Below are 22035 nucleotides of genomic sequence, written 5' to 3'. Positions count from 1 at the left end.
GAAAGCGAATTGCCGGTCAGCGCCCGAAAGCGCCGACCGGCAATTCGCCATGCTTTTCCCGGGGAATTCCGCAGGCAATTCGGCGGAATTCCCCGGCCGTCCGCTCAGCCGGTGACGGCGTCCTCCGGGCGGATCGGCAGCCGGCCCACCGGCAGTCCGGTGGCGGCCCGCACCGCCGCGGCCACCGCCGCCGGCGCGGTCACCGCCGGCACCGCGCTGACCGCCTTGGCTCCGAAGGGGGCCACCACGTCGCGCTCCTCCAGCAGCGCCGCCACCCGGATCTCCGGGGTGTCCAGCGCGGTCGGCAGCCGGTAGCCGGTGAGCGAGGGGTTGGCCAGCAGGCCGCCCTCGGTGCGGAGCTCCTCCAGCAGCGCCAGGCCGACGCCCTGGGCCACGCCCGCCTCGATCCGGTCCTCGATCTGCCGCGGGTTCAGCGCCCGGCCGACCTCCTGGGCGACCGTCACCTCGACCACCCGGACGGCGCCCAGCTCGATGTCCACGTCCACCACCGCGCGCATCGCGCAGAACGCGATGGAGACGAAGGCGTCGCCCTGCCCCGCCTCGTCCAGCGGCTCGGTCGGGTGCGGGCGGCACTGCGCGGTCGCCCAGAGCTCCTTGCCCTCCAGCGCCTCGGCCACCGGCATGCCGAGCACCCCGTCGTACGAGGTGATCTTGCCGTCGGCGATCTGCAGCAGCTCCGCCGACATCCCGAAGTTGGCGGCGATCGGCTGGAGCAGCTGGTGGCGGACCATCAGCGCGGCCCGCTCGATCGCGCCGCCGGACACCCAGGTGTGCCGGCCCCGGGCGGACGGCCCGGCCACCGACTGGTCGCTGTCGGCCGGCGCGATGTACACCTCGCTGACGCCCAGCACGCTCTGCACGATCTGCCGGGCCAGCGTGGCGAAGCCCTGCCCGGCGTCGACCGCGGCGCAGATCACCGTGGCGTGGTCGCCGCTGACCCGCACCGTCGCGGTGGAGACCTCGTCCTCGCCCTCGGCGCCCAGCATGTGCACCATGCCCAGCGCGTAGCCGATGCCGCGCCGCACCGCGGCCGGGTCCCCGGCGCCGCCGGGCCCGCCCGGCAGCAGCCACTCGGCGTCCGGGTCGTCCACCGGCAGCGCCGGCAGCGGCTCCCCGGCGACGGCCTCCAGCAGCGCGGCCACCGGGGCCGGGCAGGTGACGGCCTGTCCGGTGGGCAGCGGGTCGCCGGTCGCCATCACGTTGCGGCGGCGGATCTCCACCGGGTCGACGCCGACCCGGGCGGCCAGCTGGTCCAGCTGCGACTCGTAGGCGAAGCACGCCTGCAGCGCGCCCTCGCCGCGCATCCGGCCGGCCGGCGGGTTGTTGGTGCGCACCGCCCAGGCGTCCACGAAGACGTTGGGGCAGTTGTACGGGCCGACCGAGAAGGCGGTGGCGGCGGCCAGCGCCTCGGCCGAGACGTCCGCGTAGGCGCCGCCGTCCAGCAGGATCTGCGCCTCGACCTTCACCAGCCGGCCCTCGGCGTCCGCGTGGTGGCGGTAGCGCAGCAGCGCCGGGTGCCGGGAGGCGTGGGTGTGGAAGGACTCCTCGCGGGTGAGGGTCATCTTCACCGGACGGCCGGTGCGCAGCGCCAGCAGCGCCAGGGTGACCTGGAAGGACGGGTCCTCGCGGTCGGCGGTGGCGCCGGGCACGCCGGTGACCACCAGCCGGACCCGGTCCGGCTCCAGGCCCAGGCAGGCGGCGGTGCGGTCGCGGTCGCCGTGCGGATCGGTGGAGGACAGGTGCAGCTCGACCCCGCCGTCCGGGCGGGGCACGGCCAGGCCCGCCTCGGCGCCCAGCGGCGCCGGGTCCTGCCGGCCGACCTGGTACAGGCCCTCGACGACGATCTCGCCGGCCGCCTCCGGGTCGCCGGTGCGCAGCGGCAGGTGGCGGAAGAGGTTGCCGTCCGGGTGCAGCGCCGGGGCGGTGAAGGACTGCTCGGGGTCGATGACGGCGTCCAGCGGCTCGTAGTCGACGGCGATCAGGCCGACCGCGAGCCGGGCGGTGTCGGGGTGGTCGGCGGCGACCGCGGCCACCGGCTCGCCGTGGTGGCGGACCACCCCGGCGGCGAGCACCGGCCGGTCGGCGACGATCGGTCCGGACGGCGCGCCGTCCGGCAGGCCGTCCGGGCCGGACGGCAGGTCGGCGGCGGTGACCACGGCGTGCACGCCGGGCAGGGCCAGCGCGGCCGAGGTGTCGATGCCGCGGATCCGCGCGTGCGGGTGCGGCGAGCGCAGCACCGCGCCCCAGAGCAGGCCCTCGGCCCACAGGTCGGAGGCGTACGGGTAGATGCCGAGCGCCTTGGGCAGGGCGTCGCTGCGCAGCGGGGAGCTGCCCAGCCCGAACGGCTCCGTCGCGCCGCCCGCGTCGCCGTCCTGCGGGAGTGCTGCGCCGATGTCGGTAGGCGACGTCATGATGCGTGGTCGTCCTCGGGGAGCCGGATGCCGTGGGCGGGGGTGGCGCCGTACGGGACGCCGGCCGGGGCGGTGCCCTCGGCCGGGGCGCCGTGCGGGGGCGCGGGAACGTACGGCGTGCCGTGCGCGGGGGTGCCGCCGTCGTGGCCGGGCTGCTGCGGGTAGCCGGCGGCCGGGGTCTCGTAGACGGGGCCGTCGTACACCGCGCCGTCGTAGGCCGGGGCCTGGTCGTAGCCGGGCTGCTGCGGGTAGCCGCCCGCCTCCGGGTAGCCGCCGGCGCCGGGCAGGTAGGTGCCGTGCGCGGGGGTGGCGCCCGGGTAGGGCTGCTGCCCGGGGTAGCCCTGGACCGGGTGGAAGCCGGTGGAGCCGTCGGCCGGCGGGACGTCCCGGATCGGGGCCAGCACGGTGGTGTCGTACACCCCGCTGTCGTAGCCGCCGGCGCCGTCGTACGGCGCCCCCGCGGCGGGGGCCGCCACCGGGGCGGGCTCCCCGGCGGGCGGCTGCGGGACGTGCTCGATCCAGGCGTCGCCGTCGGTGTAGACCGGCAGGTCGGCGGCGGTCGCGGCGTCCTCCGCGGGGACCGCGGCGGGTGCCGGAACGGCCTGCGGGGCGGTCTCCTCCGGGGTGGGGGCCGCGGCGGCCTTGGCGGCCTTGGCGCTCTTGGCGCTCTCCTCGGCGGCGGCCGCCTCGTCCGCCGCCTCGGCCGCGCGCGCGTCGGCGACGCTCTGCACGGCGGCCAGGGCGCCCCGGTAGCCGGTGCACCGGCAGAGGTTGCCGCACAGCGCCTGCCGCGCCTCGACCTCGGTGGGCCGGTGGTTGCGCTGGAGCAGGTCGTGCACGGCCATCGCCAGGCCGGGCACGCAGTAGCCGCACTGCACCGCGCCGGACTCCGCCAGCGCCTGCTGGACGTCGCTGGCGCCGCCGCCGGCCGACAGGCCCTCGACGGTGTTGATCTCGCTGTCCTGCGCCAGCGCGGCGGGGACCAGGCAGCCGGCCACCAGCTGCCCGTCGACCTGTACCGAGCAGGCCCCGCACTCGCCCTGCTCGCAGCCGTCCTTGGCGCCGGCCAGGCCGAGCCGCTCGCGCAGCACGTAGAGCAGGCTCTCGCCGATCCAGGCGTCGGTGACGGGCCGTTCGAAGCCGTTCACCCGCAGGCTGTACGAGGTGGTCGGCCGCAGTTCGCGGCTGACCTGCGGCGCGTGGTCGTGCGCATGGTCGAGGAGCCCCGCGTCCAGGGCCTCGATGGGGTGGTCTGTGGTCACTTGAGCGCCCTTCCCAGTGCCCTGCGGGCCAGCACGGCTACGGTACGCCGCAGCCGGACGGCGGCCGCGCTCGGCCCCTCGGTGACGGCCTCCCAGGCGCCCTCCGCGCCGTAGCCGTCGGGCACGCAGGCGGTGGCCACGTACTCGCCGAAGGCGGCGGTCGCGGCGGGGTCGATCTCCCGCGAGCCGTCCCAGTCGATGCAGCCGGCCACCCAGGCCTCGGCCTCCAGGGGGCGCAGCGGCACCGGGGCGACGGCGCCGACGGCGCAGCGCACGGCCCGCCGGGCGGGGTCGAGGACGAGGGCGACGGAGGCGGTGGCGCGGGCCGGGCCGCTGCGGCCGGTGGCCTTGAGGAAGACCTGCGGGGCGTGCAGCAGCGGGACGCGCACCCAGGTGAGCAGCTCGCCGGGGCGCAGCGGGTCGAGGCCGGTGAGCAGGTGGCTGACCGGGACCTCGCGGGTGGCGCCGGCCCGGGCGAGGGTGACGCTGGCCTCCAGCGCGGCGAGCACCGGGAGGGTGTCGCCGGCCGGGGCGGCGGTGGCGATGTTGCCGCCGAGGGTGCCGACGTTGCGCACCTGCGGGGGGCCGGCGGTGCGGGCCGCGTCGGCGAGCGCGGGGATGAGCGCGGCGAAGTCGGGGCGGTCCATCCGGGCGTGGGTGAGCCCGGCGCCCAGCACGGCGGTGCCGCCGTCCTCGTAGCGCCAGCCGCGGAGTTCGGTGATCCGCCCGAGGCCGACCAGGGCGGCGGGGCGCAGGCGCCCGGCGTTGACGGCCTCCATCAGGTCGGTGGCGCCGGCCACCGGTACCGCGGCCGGGTGAGCGGCCAGCGCTTCGACGGCCTCGTCGAGGGAGGCCGGCAGCATGATCGTCCGGTTCACCTGGGTCCCACCGTGCTCCACTTGCTCATCGATCGCCTGCCGCCCGCGGCCCTCGGCCGGGGTCCTTGCTCCGGCAGCCCGGCCTGGCCCGTAGGGTACGGGCGATCGGGCCGGGTTGGGCAACTCTGGCACACAATGCTCGATGATCATTTCGGGACAGGCGAACGGTACTGCCCGATTGGGACCGAAACCGGGCGGTATCCGACCCGGTCCGCTACGGACCGGGTCGGATGTTCATCTGTTCTTGACGTCCGACGACCGCTCGGAAGTTCCCGCGGGCCACGTCCGTCCGCCCGCCCGGCGCGCCGTCAGACGACCGGCGGCGGCCCCTCGATCGGCCGGCCCTGGACGCCGGGCCAGGTCTGCCAGGGGTGCGGACCGGCGGCCGGGCGGTACTCGACGCCGAGCGCGTCCAGCACCTCCAGGTGGCCCGCCATCCGCTGCTCGAACCCGGCGAAGTCGCGCGCGGCCGGGTCGGTGGGCAGCGCCGACCAGGCGACCTCCGCGAAGGCCGCGAGCCGCGGGAAGGCCCGGTAGTCGATGTCCCGGGCGCTGTGCATGAACTCGCTCCACAGGTTCGCCTGGGTGCCGATCACCCGGCGGGCCGCGGTCTCGTCGAGCTGCGCGGGCACCGGCTCGAACCGGTAGACGTCCTCCAGGGTGCGCACGAAGCCGACCGGGATCGGCTCGTCCTCACCCGGCGCCTGCCGGTGGTCGAAGTAGACGTGCTGCTCCGGGCACATCACCACGTCGTGCCCGGCCTGCGCGGCGGCGATCCCGCCGCCGTAGCCGCGCCAGGACGACACGGCGGCGCCGGGGGCCAGGCCGCCCTCCAGGATCTCGTCCCAGCCGATCAGCCGCCGGCCGCGCTCGGCCAGCCAGCGGTCGAAGTGCCGGATGATGTGGCTCTGCAGCTCGTCCTCGTTGGACAGGCCCAGCTCGCGGATCCTCGCCTGCGCGGCGACGCTGTCCTTCCACTGCTCCTTGGGGCACTCGTCGCCGCCGAGGTGGATGAACTCGGACGGGAAGAGCTCCAGGACCTCCTCCAGCACCCCCTCGAAGAACCGCAGGGTGGCCTCGGAGGGGTTGAGCACGTTGTGGCTGACGCCCCAGTCGGTCCAGACGCCGAGGCCCGTGGTGTCCACCACGTCGGTGTTGCCCAGCTCGGGGTAGGCGGCGACGACGGCCTGGGTGTGGCCCGGCAGCTCGATCTCGGGCACCACCGTGACGCCCCGCTCGGCCGCGTAGGCGACGATCTCCCGCAGGTCGGCCTGGGTGTAGAAGCCACCGTGCGGGCGGTCGTCGCGGCGCTGGCCGGCCCGGTAGCCGACCATCGAGCGCTCGCGCCAGGACGCCGTCTCGGTGAGCCGCGGGTAGCGCTTGATCTCCACCCGCCAGCCCTGGTCGTCGGTCAGGTGCAGGTGCAGCACGTTGAGCTTGTGCGCGGACAGCTGGTCGACGAAACGCAGCACGTCGGCCTTGGGCAGGAAGTGCCGGGCGACGTCCAGCAGCACGCCGCGCCAGCCGAACCGGGGCGCGTCCTCGACGTCCACGCCGGGCAGCACCCACTCCGAGCGCAGCGGGGCGCGCCGGTAGGCGTCCGGGCCGAGCAGCCGGCGCAGCGTCTGGGCGCCCCAGAGCGCCCCGGCCGGCCCGCCGGCGGTGATCACCGCACGGCCGGGGCGCACCGAGAGCCGGTACGCCTCGGCGGCCAGCGTGTCGTCGTGAACCAGCTCGACGCCCTCGCCGGGCCGCCCGGGGGCGAGCGGCAGCCCGGTGGCGGCGGTCAGCGAGGAGCGCAGCCACCGCTCGGCCCCGGCCAGCTCGGGCGGTGCGGTCAGGGTGGTGGTCCGGTCGAGCGGGAAGTCCTGGTCCGGGAGGCGGACGGAACTCACGGGGGCGGGAATGAGGTCCATTGCGCCATCCTCCCCCCGGCCCGGACGACTGGCATAGACCACTCCGGAATCGCCGTGCAATGCAAAACGGCGGTGCGGAAAACGGAGCGGTCCGCCTACTGCTTGCCGCTGTCGTCGCCGCCCTGCGGCTTGCCGATGCCGTCGTAGATCTCCTTGCACATCGGGCAGACCGGGTACTTCTTCGGGTCGCGCCCGGGCACCCACACCTTGCCGCAGAGCGCCACCACGGGGGATCCGGAGAGGGCGCTCTCCATGATCTTGTCCTTCTGGACGTAGTGCGCGAAGCGCTCGTGGTCGCCGTCCCCGTGGGACACCTGGGGGACGGGCTCGACCAGGGTGCCGGTGCCGAGGCCGCGCTCGGGCTCAAGAGTGCTCATGGGTGCCAAGTCTATGGGCGCCCCGCGAAACCGGGCCAGTGTCGCGGCGGCCCGCGCCCGGCGCGGTCGCGCCCGCCGGGCCGCGGCGGCCCTCAGTTGAGCGTCGGATCGTCCGGGTAGCTCGCCAGCAGGGCCAGCGGGCCGCGCTGGCGGCGCAGCACCGCGCGCCAGAGCCGCTCCGGCTCGGGGCTGGAGATGTCCCCCGGCTCGCAGTCCACCAGGTACCAGGCGCCGGTGGAGATCTCCGACTCCAGCTGCCCCGGCGCCCAGCCCGCGTACCCGGCGAAGATCCGCAGCGCGCCCAGCTCGCCGGCCAGCACCTCGGGCGGCGCCTCCAGGTCCACCAGGCCGATCGCCCCGTGCACCCGCCGCCAGCCGAGCGGCTCGCCGGTGCCCGGCTCCCCCGGCGCCACCGCCAGGCCGAGCGCCGAGTCCAGCGCCACCGGCCCGCCCTGGAACACCACCGCCGGCCGGCCGACCAGCACGCCCCAGCCGTCCAGCACGCTGCCGACCTCGACCGGGGTCGGCCGGTTCAGCACCACGCCGAGCGCCCCCTCGGCGTCGTGGTCGAGGAGGAGCACCACCGCCCGGGCGAAGTTCGGGTCGGTGAGCACGGGCGTCGCGACGAGCAGACGGCCGGTGTGGGACCGGCCTGCGTGCGAATGGGCCGCCGTCATGCCCACATGATCCCGCAGAACGCCCGGCGGCGGACACCCGAGAACCGGAGGATCGGGGAATCGGCCGCGAACACCCGTACGGACGCGCCGGCGCGCGCCGCGGCGCCCGGGGAGAGCACCATCACGGGAGAGGCTCACGGGAACCGTCGGCACGGCCACTACCATCTACTGATGGTGGACGCCCGTCCACGGTGCCGATTCGGTCACTCCGGGGGCCCGACGCGCCCGTGCAACCGTTCCACCGCATGGCTCGTCGCCGAGCCGCACCCATTCCTCTGGCACCCCGGATTGCGAGAACGATGACCGACGACGTCCTGCTGGTCCACGGCGGAAACCCGCTCGAAGGCGAGATCCGCGTCCGCGGTGCGAAGAACCTGGTGCCCAAGGCCATGGTCGCCGCCCTGCTCGGGCAGGGCCCCAGCAGACTGCGCAACGTCCCGGACATCCGCGACGTCAAGGTGGTCCGCGGGCTGCTCCAGCTGCACGGCGTGACCGTGCGCACCGGCGACGAGGACGGCGAGCTGATCCTCGACCCCTCGCACGTGGAGAGCGCCAACGTCGCCGACATCGACGCGCACGCCGGCTCCTCGCGCATCCCGATCCTGTTCTGCGGCCCGCTGCTGCACCGCCTGGGCCACGCCTTCATCCCGGGCCTGGGCGGCTGCGACATCGGCGGCCGTCCGGTCGACTTCCACTTCGAGGTGCTGCGCCAGTTCGGCGCCACCATCGAGAAGCACCCGCAGGGCACCTACCTGGTCGCCCAGCAGCGCCTGCGCGGCACCAGGATCGAGCTGCCCTACCCCTCGGTCGGCGCGACCGAGCAGGTGCTGCTCACCGCGGTGCTCGCCGAGGGCGTCACCGAGCTGCGCAACGCGGCCATCGAGCCGGAGATCGTCGACCTCATCTGCGTGCTGCAGAAGATGGGTGCGATCATCACCCTGGGCACCGACCGCACCATCCTGATCACCGGCGTCGACGAGCTGGACGGCTACACCCACCGCGCGCTGCCGGACCGCCTGGAGTCGGCCTCCTGGGCCTGCGCGGCGCTGGCCACCAAGGGCGACATCTACGTCCGCGGCGCCCGCCAGCTGGAGATGATGACCTTCCTCAACACCTTCCGGAAGGTCGGCGGCGCCTTCGAGGTGGACGACGAGGGCATCCGCTTCTGGCACCCGGGCGGCGAGCTCACCGCGATCGCGCTGGAGACCGACGTCCACCCCGGCTTCCAGACCGACTGGCAGCAGCCGCTGGTGGTCGCGCTGACCCAGGCGACCGGCCTGTCCATCGTGCACGAGACGGTGTACGAGTCCCGGCTGGGCTTCACCGGCGCGCTCAACCAGATGGGCGCGCACATCCAGCTCTACCGCGAGTGCCTGGGCGCCACCCCGTGCCGCTTCGGCGCCCGCAACTTCCAGCACTCCGCGGTGGTCTCCGGCCCGTCCAAGCTGATCGGCTCCGAGCTGGTCATCCCGGACCTGCGCGGCGGCTTCTCGTACCTGATCGCGGCGCTGGCGGCCGAGGGCACCTCGACCGTGCACGGCATCGACCTGATCAACCGCGGCTACGAGAACTTCATGGACAAGCTGCGCGACCTCGGCGCCCACGTCGAGCTGCCGAGCGAGCAGGGCAGCGAGGAGCTGGTCGGCGCCTGACCGGCGCCCCCCGCCACGGCGAGAGGCCGGGCCCCCGCGACGGGGACCCGGCCTCTCCGGCGTTCAAGGGGTGGTTCAGGCGCCCTTGGCGGCTTCCTTCAGCTTGGAGCCGGCGCTGACCTTGGCGCTGTAGCCCTCGGGGATCTGGATCGGCTCGCCGGTCTGCGGGTTGCGGGCGGTGCGAGCGGCGCGGTGGGTGCGCTCGAAGGTCAGGAAACCGGGGATGGTGACCTTCTCGTCGCCCTTGGCGACGACCTCGCCGACGATCTCGGCGAAGGCGGCCAGAACGGCGTCGGCGTCCTTGCGGGTCACCTCGGCGCGCTCGGACAGCGCGGCCACCAGCTCACTGCGGTTCATGTGTACTCCTGTGGTCTGTTCGCTTGCGGTGTGCGGGGGCCCATCGGTGCTCCCACCGGGGAGCACCCGGATGGGCCGCAGGTCCGCACACTGTGCTCATGCAGGCAATGCGTGGTCGCGAGCCGGGTCCGCACCCAGTGCCGCGCGCCGTGCCTTCGAAGGCCCGCCTGCCTGCCCGGATACGAATCCTGCCCCGACCGGCCCCGAGAATGCCAATCGGGCACCGGCATCACGACCCGAACAGCGCCCGCCCGCCGGAGGTGTGACGCTCCGTCGGCTCCGGCGGACCGGGCGCGGGCGGCGGTCGGGAGGACGCGCCGGAGGACCGGGGGGACGTTCCGTACTTGTCGGACACGCCTGCCCCGTGCAGGGCTACCGTACGCCCTAGGTCCGACAAGCCCAAACACGCCCCTCGCCCTTGTGTCGCAAGGGTTCGGGGCGGGAACGGGCGGGTACGACCGCTAATCGGGCATTTGACCGATCCGCGACACATTGCGACCGGCCCCCGCGGGGGCGCGGCGCCCGGGGCCCCGCGCGGGGCCCCGCGGGGGGGGCGGCCCCCCAAGCCCACCGCCCCGAAGGAGGCGGTGTCGAGCGTGCCGACGATGCCCGGGGTCGGACGGGCCGGCGCGGGCTCCTCCGAGGTGGCGGCCAGGGCGGCCTCCCGGACGGCGGCGGCGACGGTCTTGGCGACGTCCTTGTGGAACACGCTGGGGATGATGTAGTTCGGGTTGCGCTCGTCGTCGCCGACGGTGGCGGCCAGGGCCCGGGCGGCGGCGATCATCATCTCGGTGTTGACGGTGCGGCTCTGGGCGTCCAGCAGGCCACGGAAGACGCCGGGGAAGACCAGCACGTTGTTGATCTGGTTGGGGAAGTCGCTGCGGCCGGTGGCGACCACCGCGGCGGTCTGCCGGGCCACCGCCGGGTCGACCTCCGGGTCCGGGTTGGCCAGCGCGAAGACGATCCCGTCCTCGGCCATGGTGGCCAGGTCGTCGCCGTCCAGCACGTTCGGGGCGGAGACGCCGATGAACACGTCGGCGCCGGCCACGGCCTCCTTGAGGGTGCCGGTGCGGCCCGAGCGGTTGGTGTGCTCGGCGATCCAGCGCAGGCTGTCGTTGAGGTCGTCGCGGCCCTCGTGGACCACGCCCTTCACGTCCGCCACGGTGGCGTGCTCGACGCCGGCCGCCATCAGCAGCTTGAGGATCGCGGTGCCCGCGGCGCCGGCGCCCGACATCACCACCCGGATGTCGGCGATCTCCTTGCCGACCACCTTGAGCGCGTTCATCAGCGCCGCCAGCACCACGATCGCGGTGCCGTGCTGGTCGTCGTGGAAGACCGGGATGTCCAGGGCCTCGCGCAGCCGGGCCTCGATCTCGAAGCAGCGCGGCGCGGAGATGTCCTCCAGGTTGATGCCCGCGAAGCCCGGGGCGATCGCCTTGACGATGGCCACGATCTCGTCGGTGTCCTGGGTGTCCAGGCAGATCGGCCAGGCGTCGATCCCGGCGAAGCGCTTGAACAGGGCCGCCTTGCCCTCCATGACCGGCAGTGCGGCGGCCGGGCCGATGTTGCCCAGGCCCAGCACGGCGGAGCCGTCGGTGACCACCGCGACGCTGTTGCGCTTGATGGTGAGGCGGCGGGCGTCCTCGGGGTTCTCGGCGATCGCCATGCAGACCCGGGCGACACCCGGGGTGTAGATCATCGAGAGGTCGTCGCGGTTGCGGATCGGCAGCTTCGAGGACATCTCGATCTTGCCGCCGAGGTGCATCAGGAAGGTGCGGTCCGAGACCTTGCCGATGGTGACGCCGTCGATCGCCCGGAGCTTCTCGACGATCTCCTCACCGTGCGCCACCGAGGAGGCGGCGACCGTCACGTCGATCCGCAGCGCCTCCAGGCCGGAGGAGGTCACGTCGAGCCCGGTCACCGAGCCGCCGGAGGACTCCACCGCCGTGGTGATCGCGCTGACGGCGTTGCCTCTGGCCGGCACCTCCAGCCGCACCGTGATCGAGTTCGAGACACTGGGCACCGTCGCCATCGACGTTCCTTCTTCCGTCTTCCGTCCGCGAGTTCAACAATTTGTTGAAGCCCTCGCTTGCGCATGCTAGACGTCGATGGTCGCACCTACCAGGGCGTAGTCAGAAATAACGTTCATTGAGTGTGCGGACCCGACAACTTCTTGCCTCCACCGCCCGATGCGTTACATTGGACGGGACACCGGCTCGATCCAAGCCCCCGGGCCCAACCTTCGTCCCTTCGAGGGACCACTTGCCGCGAGGCGAGCATGGCGGGTCGGTGTCGTAGCTTCTGAAGGCCCCTCACCCACCGGGTGGGGGGCCTTCGCCGTGGTCGCACACCGTGACGGCGTACGGCCGGCCCGGGAGCCCGGACCGGCCGTACGGGCCGTCAGTCGCGCAGCAGCGCCGGCACCCCGGCGGCGTCCGGCAGGTCGTCCGGGCCGGACAGCACGGTCAGCCGCTGGGTCGCCCGGGTCAGCGCCACGTACAGCACCCGCAGGCCCGCCTCGGACTCGCCGGCGATCCCGGTCGGGTCGGCCACCACGGTCGCGTCGTACTCCAGGCCCTTGGCCTCCAGGCTGCCCAGCGCCACCACGCGCTCGCCCAGCCCCTCGGCCCAGCCCGCGGCCTCGGCCCTCCGGTCCATCGGCACCACCACGGCCACCGTGCCGTCCACCTCGCCCAGCAGCCGCTCCAGCTCGGCCCGGGCGCCCGCGCCGAAGGCCTCCGGCGACGGGTCGGTGACGGCCGCGAAGCGCGGCTCGACGCCCACGTGCCGCACCGCGCTCGGCGACGGCGTGCCCGGCGCGGCCAGCGCCAGCACCTTGGCCGCCACCTCGGCGATCTCGGCGGGGTTGCGGTAGTTCACGGTCAGCGTGAAGCGGCGGCGGGGCTTGCCGGACAGCACCTCGTCCAGCGCGGCCTGCGCCTCCTCGGGGAACGGCCAGGAGGACTGCGCCGGGTCGCCGACGATGGTCCAGGTGGCCATCCGGGAACGGCGGCCGATCATCCGCCACTGCATCGGGGTGAGGTCCTGCGCCTCGTCGACGATCACGTGCGCGTACTCGACCCGCTCGGCCGGCACCCGATCCCGCTGCCGGGCGGAGCGGTCGGCGAAGGTGGTGACCTCCTCCAGGCCGCTCAGCAGGTCCACCGCGTCCACTTCGCGGACCTTCGGCCGGGCCGGCTCGCCGAGCAGCACCTGCAGCTCGTCCACCAGCGCCACGTCGTGCGCCGACAGCGCGCCCTCGCCGCGCTCCGACAGGTGCCGCCAGGACGCCGCCAGCAGCCTCGCCTCGTCGGGGGAGACCGCGCGGCGGGCGATCCGGTTGATGTGCCGGGCGTGCTTCAGCGTGCCGAGCACCCGGCGCGGGGTGACCGCGGGCCACCAGGCGTCCAGGAAGTCCAGGAACGGCGCCTCGTCCGAGACGTAGTCGTCGAAGGACTCCTTCTCCTCCTGGCGCTGCTCACGGGCGTAGTGGTCGGCGGGCTTGGGCAGGTGGCGGACGGCCTGCTGCCAGAGCGCGTCCAGCAGCAGCCGGCGGGCGCGCGGGCGCAGCAGGTTGAGCGGGGTGCCGCCGGAGCCGATGACGTTGCCGCGCACCGCCTTGAGGCGGCCCGCGTCCAGCTTCAGCACCTCGCCGCGGGCGACCACCTTGAGCTCCTGCGGCGCGCCCGGCTCCAGCGCGGCCCGGGTGGCCCGGCGCAGCAGCTGGACCATCCGGGCCGAGCCCTTGATCCGGGCCGCCTCGGGCGTGTCGTAGGTGCCCGCCTCGATGCCGTCGACCAGCGAGCCGACCGCGCGGATCGCGACCTGGCCCTCCTCGCCGAGCGAGGGCAGCACGCCCTCGGTGTAGGAGACCAGCAGCGGGGTCGGCGAGACCACCAGGATGCCCCCGGCGTAGCGGCGGCGGTCCTGGTAGAGCAGGAAGGCCGCCCGGTGCAGCGCGACGGCGGTCTTGCCGGTCCCGGGGCCGCCGGTGACCAGGGTGGCGCCGGCCGCGGCGGCGCGGATCACCTCGTCCTGCTCCTTCTGGATGGAGGAGACGATGTCGCGCATCGAGTGGCTGCGGGCGCGGCCCAGCGAGGCCATCAGCGCGCCGTCGCCGACCACCGCCAGCTCCTCGCCGTCCAGGGTGGGGGTGAGGTCGGGGCGCAGCAGGTCGTCCTCGACGCCGATCACCTTGCGCCCCTTGGAGCGGATCACCCGGCGCCGGATGACCCGGCCGGGCTCCAGCGGGGTGGAGCGGTAGAACGGCGCCGCGGCGGGGGCCCGCCAGTCGATCACCAGCGGGCCGTACTCGGCGTCCAGCACGCCGAGCCGGCCGATGTGCAGGGTCTCGGCGACGGCCGGGTCGGCCGGGTCGAGCGGGGTGGCGGAGGGGATGCCGTGCTCCTCCGGGGCGTCCGGCCGCTGGAGGTCGATGCGGCCGAACAGGAAGTCCTCGAACTCGTTGTTGAGCCGCTGGAGGTGGGCCCCGGCCCGGTACACCTGGGCGTCGCGCTCGGCGAGCGCGCCGGGGGTCCCGACGTGCACGCGCTTGGCGGCGTCCTCCAGGATGTACTCGGCCTCGGCGAGCTTCTCCTCCAGGCGGTGGTAGACGGTGTCGAGGTGACGCTGCTCACCGGCGATCTCGCGCGCGCGCACGGTCTCGTGGTCGGTGGCGGCGGTGTCCGTGGTGCTGGTGTCCGTGTTGCTCTGCATGGCCTCGGTGGTTGCGGCGGAATCCGGCTCCGGGAAACGAGCGGACGGACGATCCTACGCCCCGGCCGGGGGAAACGTGAAGGCCGCCCTCCGCAACGCGGTGGACGGCCTTCACTGTCAACATGGGGTGGTGGAGATGCCGGGAATCGAACCCGGGTCCAGTGGAGTTAATTCAGGGCTTCTCCGAGCGCAGTCCGCTGTGCTTTTCTCGGCCCTGGCGGTCACGCGGACAAGCCGCCAACAGGCCCAGCTGCTGTTTGATTTCCCCTCCGCCCCCGCAGCCCGGGCGGACGGTTGAGTTCCCTAGATTATGCCAGGATCCGGGTCGGGAACTCCCCGGGCTGACACCCAAGCGCTATCGGTGCTTATTAGGCAGCGAGAGCGAACTGCTGGGAATCGCGCTTAGAGTTGGCGATTATTTTTTGCGACACGTGGTTAACGAGATCATTGCCGCGTTCCTCGGCTCGCTTCCCCTGTTTCAACATCCCCTGTCGAAACCGATCATCCCCATGTTTTGTTGAGAAACAGCGCGGACGGAGACCGTCCGTGGTGCTGGGCCCCATGGTACGCGAGGCGACCAGCGAGGGTCCAGCCGATTAACGCTGGCGTCGCCGGGCGGCCGCCACCGCGCGCGCGGTCTCACGGGTGTCCTGCTTCTCGCGCAGGGTCTGCCGCTTGTCGTACAGCTTCTTGCCGACCGCGAGCGCCAGTTCGAGCTTCACCCGGCCGTCCTTGAAGTACAGCGAGAGCGGGACGAGGGTGTGGCCGGCGTCCCGGACCTTCGTCTCGATCTTGCGGATCTCCAGCTTGTGCAGCAGCAGCTTGCGCTTGCGCCGCGCCGCGTGGTTGGTCCACGTCCCCTGGGTGTACTCGGGGATGAAGACGTTGTCGATCCACGCCTCGTGGTTCTGGATGTAGGCGTAACCGTCGACCAGGTTGGCCCGCCCCTCGCGCAGTGACTTCACCTCCGTGCCGGTGAGCACGAGACCGCACTCGTAGGTGTCGAGGATGGTGTACTCGTGTCGCGCCTTCTTGTTCTGCGCGATCAGCTTGTGTCCGGTTTCCTTTGCCATAGCGCGGTCATTCTCGCACCTCCACCCGGTGCCGGGCAGCCCCTTTACGCGCGGCTGCCCAGCCCGGCCAGGACGCGCAGGGCGAGCGCGGCGGCGTCCTCGGAGGCGCCCGCCGGGACGTCCGGGGCCAGACCGGTGCCCTCCGGGGAACGGCCGGCCGGGGTGTAGTAGCGGCCGACGGTCAGCTCCAGCACCGCGCCGTCGGCGAGCCGGCTGGGCTGCTGGACGGTGCCCTTGCCGAAGGTGCGCCCGCCCACCACCACGGCCCGGCCGCGGTCCTGCAGGGCGCCGGTGAGCAGTTCGGCGGCGCTCATCGTGCCGCCGTCGACCAGCACCACCAGCGGGGTGCGCTGGTCGCCGCCGGGCGGGGCGGTCAGCTCCCGGGTGCCGCCGCGGTCCTGGTAGGAGCCGACCGGGCCGCCGTCCAGGAAGACCCCGGCGGTGCCGGCGGCCTCCTCGACCAGCCCGCCGGAGTTGCCGCGCAGGTCGAGCACCACGCCGGCCCGCGCGCCGCGCGCGGCGGCGCGCACCTGCTCGGCCACGCCGGAGGTGAAGGCCCCCACGGCGATCCGCACCACGCCGCCCGCCAGGTGCTCGACGGTCACCTGCTGGCTGTCCAGCAGCGCCCGGCGCAGCCGGACCTCGCGCTCCTCGCCGTCGTCCCGCCGCACGGCCAGCACGACCTCCGAACCGGGCCGGCGCTCGGCCCCCTCGCGTCCGCGCAGCCGGGCGACCACCTCGGTGACCGGCAGCCGGTCGGCCTGGTCCTCGCCGATCCGCAGCAGCCGGTCGCCGACCGCGATCCCGGCGGCGGCGGCCGGCCCCGCGGGCCGCACCTGGGAGACGGTGGTGACGCCGTCCTCGCCGCGGCCCACGGACAGGCCCACCCCGAGGTAGCGGCCGTCCAGGCCCTGGCTGAACTCGGCGTACTCCTGGGCGCTGTAGTACGCGCCCCAGCGGTCGCCGGTGGCGCCGATCAGGTGCTCGGCCTGCTGCTCGGAGAGGTCGGCGCCGGCCGGGTCCTGGCCGGCGCCGATGGTCGCGGCGGCGGCCTGCGCGGTGTCGGCGGACGGCGGCCGCGCCGTCGCACCGGGCTCGCCCCAGGCGCCGGTGGCGGCCCCGGCCAGCAGGACCACGCCGAACACCAGGCTGAGGGTGGCCACCTGACGCGCCGCGCGGGGAGTGACTGGCATGGACCGGAGTCTAGAACCCTTCGGAAACGCCGCGACCCGGAAAGGGACCGCGACGGAACGCCGACGGCCCCGGACGGCGCAGTGCCGTCCGGGGCCGCCGGATCCGTCCGGGCCCCCGGGCCTCAGACCTTGAGGTACTTGCGGAGGGTGAAGAAGGCCGCGATGCCGGCCATGCCCATACCCACCACGACCAGCAGCGGTATCACCGCCAGCACCGAGGACAGGCCGATGAAGTGGATGAACTGCACCCGGTCGGCGAGCCAGTTCTGGACGAAGAAGTGGCCGCCCAGCAGCAGACCCGCGGCCATCACGGCGCCGAGCAGCGCGGAGAACGCGGCCTCCGCGATGAACGGCATCTGCACGTAGAAGTTCGAGGCGCCGACCAGGCGCATGATGCCGGTCTCGCGCCGCCTGCTGTACGCCGACACCCGGACGGTGTTGACGATCAGCAGCAGGGCGACGAAGAGCATCAGCACCATGATGACGAAGGCCGCCGTCTGGAGGCCGTTCAGCAGGCCGAAGAGGTTCTCCAGGATCTTCCGCTGGTCCTCGACCGACTTGACGCCGGGTTTGCCGGCGAAGGCGCTCTGGATGACGTCGTACTTGGTCGGGTCCTTGAGCTTGACCCGCCAGGACTGCGGGATGGCCTCCGGGCCGAGGACGGAGATGAGCGGGTTGTCCGGGTTCATCTCCTTCCAGTGCTTGTACGCCTCGGCGGAGTTCTCGAAGGTCGAGGACTGGACCACCGAGTCCATCTTGTCCAGCTGGGTCTTGATGTCGGCGATCTGCTGGTCGGTGGCCGCGCCCTTGTCGCACTGGGGCGAGTTCCGGGCGTCGGCCTTGGTGCAGAAGTAGATGCTCACCTCGACCTTGTCGTACCAGTACCCCTTCATCGAGTTGACCTGGTCGCGGACCAGGAGGGAGGCACCGGCGAGGGCGAGGGAGAGCGCGACGCTGACGACGACCGCGATGGTCATCGTCAGGTTGCGGCGGAGACCCACACCGATCTCCGACAGGACGAACTGGGCGCGCATGCGTTCAACAACTCCAGGGTCGGTACTGCTGGTCGGACGAGGCGGGCGGGCGGCCCACGGGTTCAGCGCCGAGCGGTCAGTGCTGGTACCCGTAGACGCCGCGGGCCTGGTCGCGGACCAGCAGCCCCTTGTCGAGCTCGATGACGCGCTTGCGCATCTGGTCGACGATGGCCTGGTCGTGGGTGGCCATCAGTACGGTGGTGCCGGTGCGGTTGATCCGGTCGAGCAGCTTCATGATGCCGACCGAGTTCTGCGGGTCGAGGTTGCCGGTGGGCTCGTCCGCGATCAGCAGCATCGGGCGGTTGACGAACGCCCGGGCGATCGCCACGCGCTGCTGCTCACCACCGGACAGCTCGCCCGGCATGCGGTCCTCCTTGCCGCCGAGGCCGACCAGGTCGAGCACCTCGGGCACCACCTTGTTGATGGCGCTCTTCGGCTTGCCGATGACCTCCAGCGCGAACGCGACGTTCTGCGCGACCGTCTTGTTGGGCAGCAGGCGGAAGTCCTGGAAGACGGTGCCCAGCTGGCGGCGCATGTGCGGCACCTTCCAGTTGGACAGCTTGCCCAGGTCCTTGCCCAGCACGTGCACCTCGCCGCTGCTGGGGCGCTCCTCGCGCAGGCACAGCCGCAGGAAGGTGGACTTGCCCGAGCCGGACGAGCCGACCAGGAAGACGAACTCGCCCTTCTCGATCTCCAGCGAGACGTTGTCCAGGGCGGGACGGTTCTGCTTGGGATAGGTCTTGGAGACGTTGTCGAATCTGATCACGGCTGCATCACGGAGGCCATCCTAGGCGGCGCCAGTCCTGGGTCGGTCCGCCCCTCGGTGTGCCCGACCCGGGGCGGGCGAGGGGAGCGGAACGGCCGCTCCCGGCTTGGGACCATACGCGAACGGGCGGTCGGCCCGCAGGTTCGGACCGCGACAGCGGCGGGGAACTGGGGGAGAATGACCGGGTATGCCCCGAAAATTGGGAGCCATCTCACAGCCCGGGGGCCGGAACGCCGGGAACCTGGCAGAGTGGAGGGTGCGGTCGGGCCCGACCGCTCCGCCGCACAGGGCAACGAGAAGGAACCAAGGCCCGGTCCGGTGCGTTTGCAGTAGCAGCGAGGAGGAGATCGCATGACCTGCGACCATCTGGTGTGCGCCCACTGCAACGGCCGCGTCAGCGAGGGCCGCTGCCCCGCGTGCCGTGCCACCCGGGCCCGGCTGCAGGAGCAGCAGGGTCCGTTCGCCGCGCTCTCCCCCGCGATGCTGCTGGCCGTGCTGGCCGGACTGCTCGCGGTGGCGCTGATCGCGCGGCAGGCGCTGGCCTGAGAGACGTACGGCGAAGGCCCCCGCCCGGTGAACCGGTCGGGGGCCTTCGCACGTTCGGTCCTGCGAGGGGCGGGGGCCGCCCGTCGCGCTACTGCGCGGCGGTCTCGCGCTGCTTGCGCCAGCGGATGCCGGCCTCGATGAAGCCGTCGATGTCGCCGTCCAGCACGCCCTGCGGGTTGCCGACCTCGAACTCGGTGCGGACGTCCTTGACCATCTGGTACGGGTGCAGCACGTAGGAGCGCATCTGGTTGCCCCAGGAGCTGCCGCTGTCCTTGAGCGCGTCCATCGCCGCGCGCTCCTCCTGGCGGCGCCGCTCCAGCAGCTTGGCCTGGAGGACGTTCATCGCGGACGCCTTGTTCTGGATCTGCGAGCGCTCGTTCTGGCAGGAGACCACCACACCGGTCGGGATGTGCGTGATGCGCACCGCCGAGTCGGTGGTGTTGACGCCCTGGCCACCGGGGCCGGAGGCGCGGTAGACGTCGATGCGCAGCTCCGACTCGTCGATGTCGACGTGGTCGGACTGCTCGACGACCGGGAGCACCTCGACACCGGCGAACGAGGTCTGCCGGCGGCCCTGGTTGTCGAACGGGGAGATGCGGACCAGGCGGTGCGTGCCCTGCTCGACCGAGAGGGTGCCGTAGGCGTACGGGGCCTTGACGGTGAAGGTCGCGGACTTGATGCCGGCCTCCTCCGCGTACGAGGTGTCGTACACCTCGGTGGGGTACCCGTGCCGCTCGGCCCAGCGCAGGTACATGCGCATCAGCTGCTCGGCGAAGTCGGCGGCGTCCACGCCACCGGCCTCGGCGCGGATGTTGATCAGCGCCTCGCGGGCGTCGTACTCGCCCGACAGGAGGGTGCGGACCTCCAGCTCCTCGACCGCCTTGGCGACGGCCGTCAGCTCGGTCTCGGCCTCGGCGCGGGTGTCCGCGTCGTCCTCGGCCTCGGCCAGCTCGAACAGGACGCCCAGGTCGTCGATGCGGCCGCGGAGGCCCTCGACCCTGCGCAGTTCGCCCTGGAGGAAGGAGAGCCTGCTGGTCACCTTCTGCGCGTTCGCCAGGTCGTCCCACAGGTCGGGGGCGGCTGCCTCCTCCTCCAGGCGCGCGATGTCGGCCCGGATCTTGTCCAGGTCGAGGACGGCCTCGATCGACCCCATGGTCGTTTCGAGGTTCTTGAGCTCTTCGGAAGGATCGACGGCTGCCACGCCCCCAGGGTAATGGTTCCCGGGGGGCTTCTGACGACCGCGGGGGCGTCCGGGGCGCACACGACCCGTCCGCGGCCCCTCCGCGGGGCGCCCGCAGGCCGTCCGTCCGGCCCGGAACGGCCCGGGAAAGGGCTCGGGGCGGGCCCGGAAAGGGCTCGGAAAGGGCCCGGGACGGACTCGGGACGGGCCGCTAGGGAGCCCGCGGCGCGGTGGAGACGGTGGCCGGGCGGGAGCCGGGTCCGGCGTCCGGGGCGGTGGCGGCGAAGGCGGTCCAGGCCGCGGCCGCGCCGGCCAGCAGCAGGACGACGGCCAGCAGCACGGCCAGCACCCGGCGGCGGCGCAGCAGCGCCTGGCGGTCCCGGCGGTGGGCCGCCCCCGGGGCGGTGCGCTGGGCCCGCGACTCGGCCGCGTAGGAGGCCAGCTCGTGCGCGGACGGGCGGCGCAGGCTGGTGTGGGTGTCCCGGGTGGAGTCCGGGGCGATACCGGGCACCAGCGGCACGGCCGGGCCGCGGCGGCGCTTGTGGGTGCCGGGGGCGGCGTCCACCTCGGCGTACACCGCCTCGGCCGGGGTCAGCTGCTCCTCGGCGGGCGCCCGGCCCTGCTGCGGGACGGCCAGCACCGGCAGCCCGGCCAGGGCCGGCAGCTGCTCGCGCAGCCGGGCGGCCAGCTCGGCGGCGCGCAGCCGGGAGGCCGGGGCCTTGGCCAGGCACTCGGCGATGATCCGCCACAGGCCGTCCGGCAGCCCGGGGATCGGCGGCACCTGCTCGGTGACGTGCCGGCGCAGCACCGCGCCGGTGTGGCCGCCACCGAACGGCGTGAAGCCGGCCAGCAGCTCGTACAGCACGGTGGCGAGGGCGTAGATGTCGACGGCGGCGCGCGGCTCCAGGCCCTCGATGATCTCGGGGGCGAGGTAGTCGGGGGTGCCGATGATCCGGGTGGCGCGGGTGCGGCGCGGGGCGTCGACCAGCCGGGCCACCCCGAAGTCGGTCAGCTTGGCGCGCGGGGCGCCGCCGGGCCCGGGGGCGGCGGAGAGGTCGAGCAGCACGTTCTCCGGCTTGACGTCCCGGTGCACGATGCCGGCCGCGTGCGCGGCGGCCAGGCCGTCGGCGACGTCCGCGATGATCGAGGCGGCGGTCTGCGGGGGCAGCGCGCCGTCACGCTCCAGCCGGGAGCGCAGGTCGGTGCCCTGGACCAGCTCCATCACCAGGGCGAGGTCGCTGCCGTCGACCACCATGTCGCGCACGCCGACCACCCGGGGGTGGTCGAGGCTGGTCAGCGCGGCGCGTTCCTGCACGAAGCGCCCGACCAGCACCTGGTCGGCGGCCAGGTCCTCGCGGAGCAGCTTGACCGCGACCGGACCGTCCGGGCCCTCGCCGAGCCAGACCGTCCCGGCCGAGCCCCGGCCGATCACCTGGTGGACGGTGTAGCGGCTGCCGATCTTGCGTGCCAATGCTGCTCCGTGGGCGGCGGGAGCGCTCCGGGAGGGTCCGGGGGCGCTCGGTGGGGCGGGACAACAGCGACCAACCTACGCGCCCGGACGCCCTCCGCGGGCCGCCCGAGGCGCTCGGCGGGTCCTGGACGGCGGGAAATCTCGCGAATTATCGACAAAGCGTCAATCCCGCTGCGGAGCCCGGGTCCCGGGGCCTTCCGGAGGGCCCCGGGAACCGTCGCGTCAGTTCTTCGCGCTGTCGAACAGTCCGGTCACCCAGTCCTTCGCGCTGGTGAACCAGTCCTGGACGTTGGCCCAGTAGTCCGGCAGCGGGGTGAAGTTCCACAGCGCCACCGCGGCCACCGCCAGCACCAGCAGCACCACGAGGCAGCCCTTCAGGCAGCCCAGGCCCGGGATGTACATCCGGTTGCGGCTGCGCGGGCGCGGCTCGCGGCGCGACGACTCCCGCGGCGCCTCCCGGGGGGCCTCGTGCGGCGGCTCGGCGCGGCGCTGCGGGGGCTCGCGG

16 protein-coding genes, 1 other RNA gene and 2 pseudogenes are annotated in these 22035 nt (G+C 73.6%); 2 read left to right on the top strand and 17 right to left on the bottom strand.

Annotated features, from left to right (window positions below; translation table 11 throughout):
* Positions 1-104 precede the first annotated feature (104 nt).
* The 6 genes from ACFVFS_RS02295 to ACFVFS_RS02270 form a co-directional block, all read right to left on the bottom strand.
* Positions 105-2432: a xanthine dehydrogenase family protein molybdopterin-binding subunit gene (locus ACFVFS_RS02295; RefSeq protein ID WP_380619163.1), complete on the bottom strand. Its 2328-nt coding sequence runs from the start codon at positions 2430-2432 to the stop codon at positions 105-107.
* Positions 2429-3694: a 2Fe-2S iron-sulfur cluster-binding protein gene (locus tag ACFVFS_RS02290; protein ID WP_380619161.1), complete on the bottom strand. Its 1266-nt coding sequence runs from the start codon at positions 3692-3694 to the stop codon at positions 2429-2431. The genes ACFVFS_RS02295 and ACFVFS_RS02290 overlap by 4 nt, the downstream gene beginning before the upstream one ends.
* Positions 3691-4557 (bottom strand): FAD binding domain-containing protein, encoded by an 867-nt coding sequence (locus ACFVFS_RS02285; RefSeq protein ID WP_380619430.1) that lies wholly within the window; start codon positions 4555-4557, stop codon positions 3691-3693. Before ACFVFS_RS02285 ends, ACFVFS_RS02290 begins: the two co-directional genes overlap by 4 nt.
* Before the next feature lie 323 nt (positions 4558-4880).
* Positions 4881-6488 carry a beta-N-acetylhexosaminidase gene (locus ACFVFS_RS02280; protein WP_380619159.1) on the bottom strand — a complete coding sequence of 536 codons (1608 nt, stop codon included), beginning with the start codon at positions 6486-6488 and terminating at the stop codon, positions 4881-4883.
* A gap of 95 nt (positions 6489-6583) precedes the next feature.
* Positions 6584-6865, bottom strand: coding sequence for a DUF3039 domain-containing protein (locus ACFVFS_RS02275; protein ID WP_380619157.1), 282 nt, complete (start codon positions 6863-6865; stop codon positions 6584-6586).
* A gap of 92 nt (positions 6866-6957) precedes the next feature.
* On the bottom strand, positions 6958-7542 hold the full coding sequence (locus ACFVFS_RS02270; RefSeq protein ID WP_380619155.1) for a YqgE/AlgH family protein: 585 nt from the start codon (positions 7540-7542) through the stop codon (positions 6958-6960).
* A gap of 299 nt (positions 7543-7841) precedes the next feature.
* Between ACFVFS_RS02270 and murA the strand changes: the two genes are divergently transcribed.
* A complete protein-coding gene (gene murA, locus ACFVFS_RS02265; RefSeq protein WP_380619153.1) occupies positions 7842-9194 on the top strand; it encodes a UDP-N-acetylglucosamine 1-carboxyvinyltransferase in 1353 nt (450 codons plus the stop codon).
* A 75-nt stretch (positions 9195-9269) separates the two neighbouring features.
* Here murA and ACFVFS_RS02260 read toward each other — a convergent pair whose 3' ends face one another.
* From ACFVFS_RS02260 to ftsE, 8 genes and pseudogenes are all read right to left on the bottom strand, one after another.
* Positions 9270-9551 (bottom strand): HU family DNA-binding protein, encoded by a 282-nt coding sequence (locus ACFVFS_RS02260; RefSeq protein WP_030308200.1) that lies wholly within the window; start codon positions 9549-9551, stop codon positions 9270-9272.
* A gap of 622 nt (positions 9552-10173) precedes the next feature.
* Positions 10174-11583, bottom strand: a pseudogene (locus ACFVFS_RS02255) (NAD-dependent malic enzyme); the annotation flags it as partial.
* A 368-nt stretch (positions 11584-11951) separates the two neighbouring features.
* On the bottom strand, positions 11952-14267 hold the full coding sequence (locus tag ACFVFS_RS02250; protein ID WP_380619151.1) for a HelD family protein: 2316 nt from the start codon (positions 14265-14267) through the stop codon (positions 11952-11954).
* A 128-nt stretch (positions 14268-14395) separates the two neighbouring features.
* Positions 14396-14776, bottom strand: a transfer-messenger RNA (tmRNA) gene (ssrA, locus tag ACFVFS_RS02245).
* 87 nt (positions 14777-14863) lie between these two features.
* Positions 14864-15340 carry an SsrA-binding protein SmpB gene (gene smpB / locus ACFVFS_RS02240; protein ID WP_350544683.1) on the bottom strand — a complete coding sequence of 159 codons (477 nt, stop codon included), beginning with the start codon at positions 15338-15340 and terminating at the stop codon, positions 14864-14866.
* A gap of 44 nt (positions 15341-15384) precedes the next feature.
* A complete protein-coding gene (locus tag ACFVFS_RS02235) occupies positions 15385-16533 on the bottom strand; it encodes a S41 family peptidase (RefSeq protein WP_380619149.1) in 1149 nt (382 codons plus the stop codon).
* 122 nt (positions 16534-16655) lie between these two features.
* On the bottom strand, positions 16656-17567 hold the full coding sequence (ftsX, locus tag ACFVFS_RS02230) for a permease-like cell division protein FtsX (RefSeq protein WP_376089622.1): 912 nt from the start codon (positions 17565-17567) through the stop codon (positions 16656-16658).
* Positions 17568-17643: 76 nt separating this feature from the next.
* A complete protein-coding gene (gene ftsE / locus ACFVFS_RS02225; protein WP_350544679.1) occupies positions 17644-18333 on the bottom strand; it encodes a cell division ATP-binding protein FtsE in 690 nt (229 codons plus the stop codon).
* A 351-nt stretch (positions 18334-18684) separates the two neighbouring features.
* Here ftsE and ACFVFS_RS02220 point away from each other — a divergent pair, with 351 nt between their 5' ends.
* Positions 18685-18879 carry a hypothetical protein gene (locus ACFVFS_RS02220; RefSeq protein WP_344325125.1) on the top strand — a complete coding sequence of 65 codons (195 nt, stop codon included), beginning with the start codon at positions 18685-18687 and terminating at the stop codon, positions 18877-18879.
* A gap of 88 nt (positions 18880-18967) precedes the next feature.
* On the opposite strand, the gene prfB is transcribed toward ACFVFS_RS02220, so the two are convergent.
* The 3 genes and pseudogenes from prfB to ACFVFS_RS02205 all read right to left on the bottom strand — a co-directional run.
* Positions 18968-20080, bottom strand: coding sequence for a peptide chain release factor 2 (prfB, locus tag ACFVFS_RS02215; RefSeq protein WP_376089627.1), 1113 nt, complete (start codon positions 20078-20080; stop codon positions 18968-18970).
* Between the two features lie 190 nt (positions 20081-20270).
* Positions 20271-21530: a serine/threonine-protein kinase gene (locus ACFVFS_RS02210; RefSeq protein ID WP_380619146.1), complete on the bottom strand. Its 1260-nt coding sequence runs from the start codon at positions 21528-21530 to the stop codon at positions 20271-20273.
* Positions 21531-21752: 222 nt separating this feature from the next.
* Positions 21753-22035 (bottom strand): annotated as a pseudogene (locus tag ACFVFS_RS02205) (serine/threonine protein kinase); the annotation flags it as partial.

Source organism: Kitasatospora sp. NPDC057692, from assembly GCF_042799475.1.
Taxonomy (GTDB): Bacteria; Actinomycetota; Actinomycetes; order Streptomycetales; family Streptomycetaceae; genus Kitasatospora.
The sequence above is the reverse complement of the archived record's forward strand: the minus strand, read 5'-3'. Positions and strand labels throughout refer to the sequence as shown.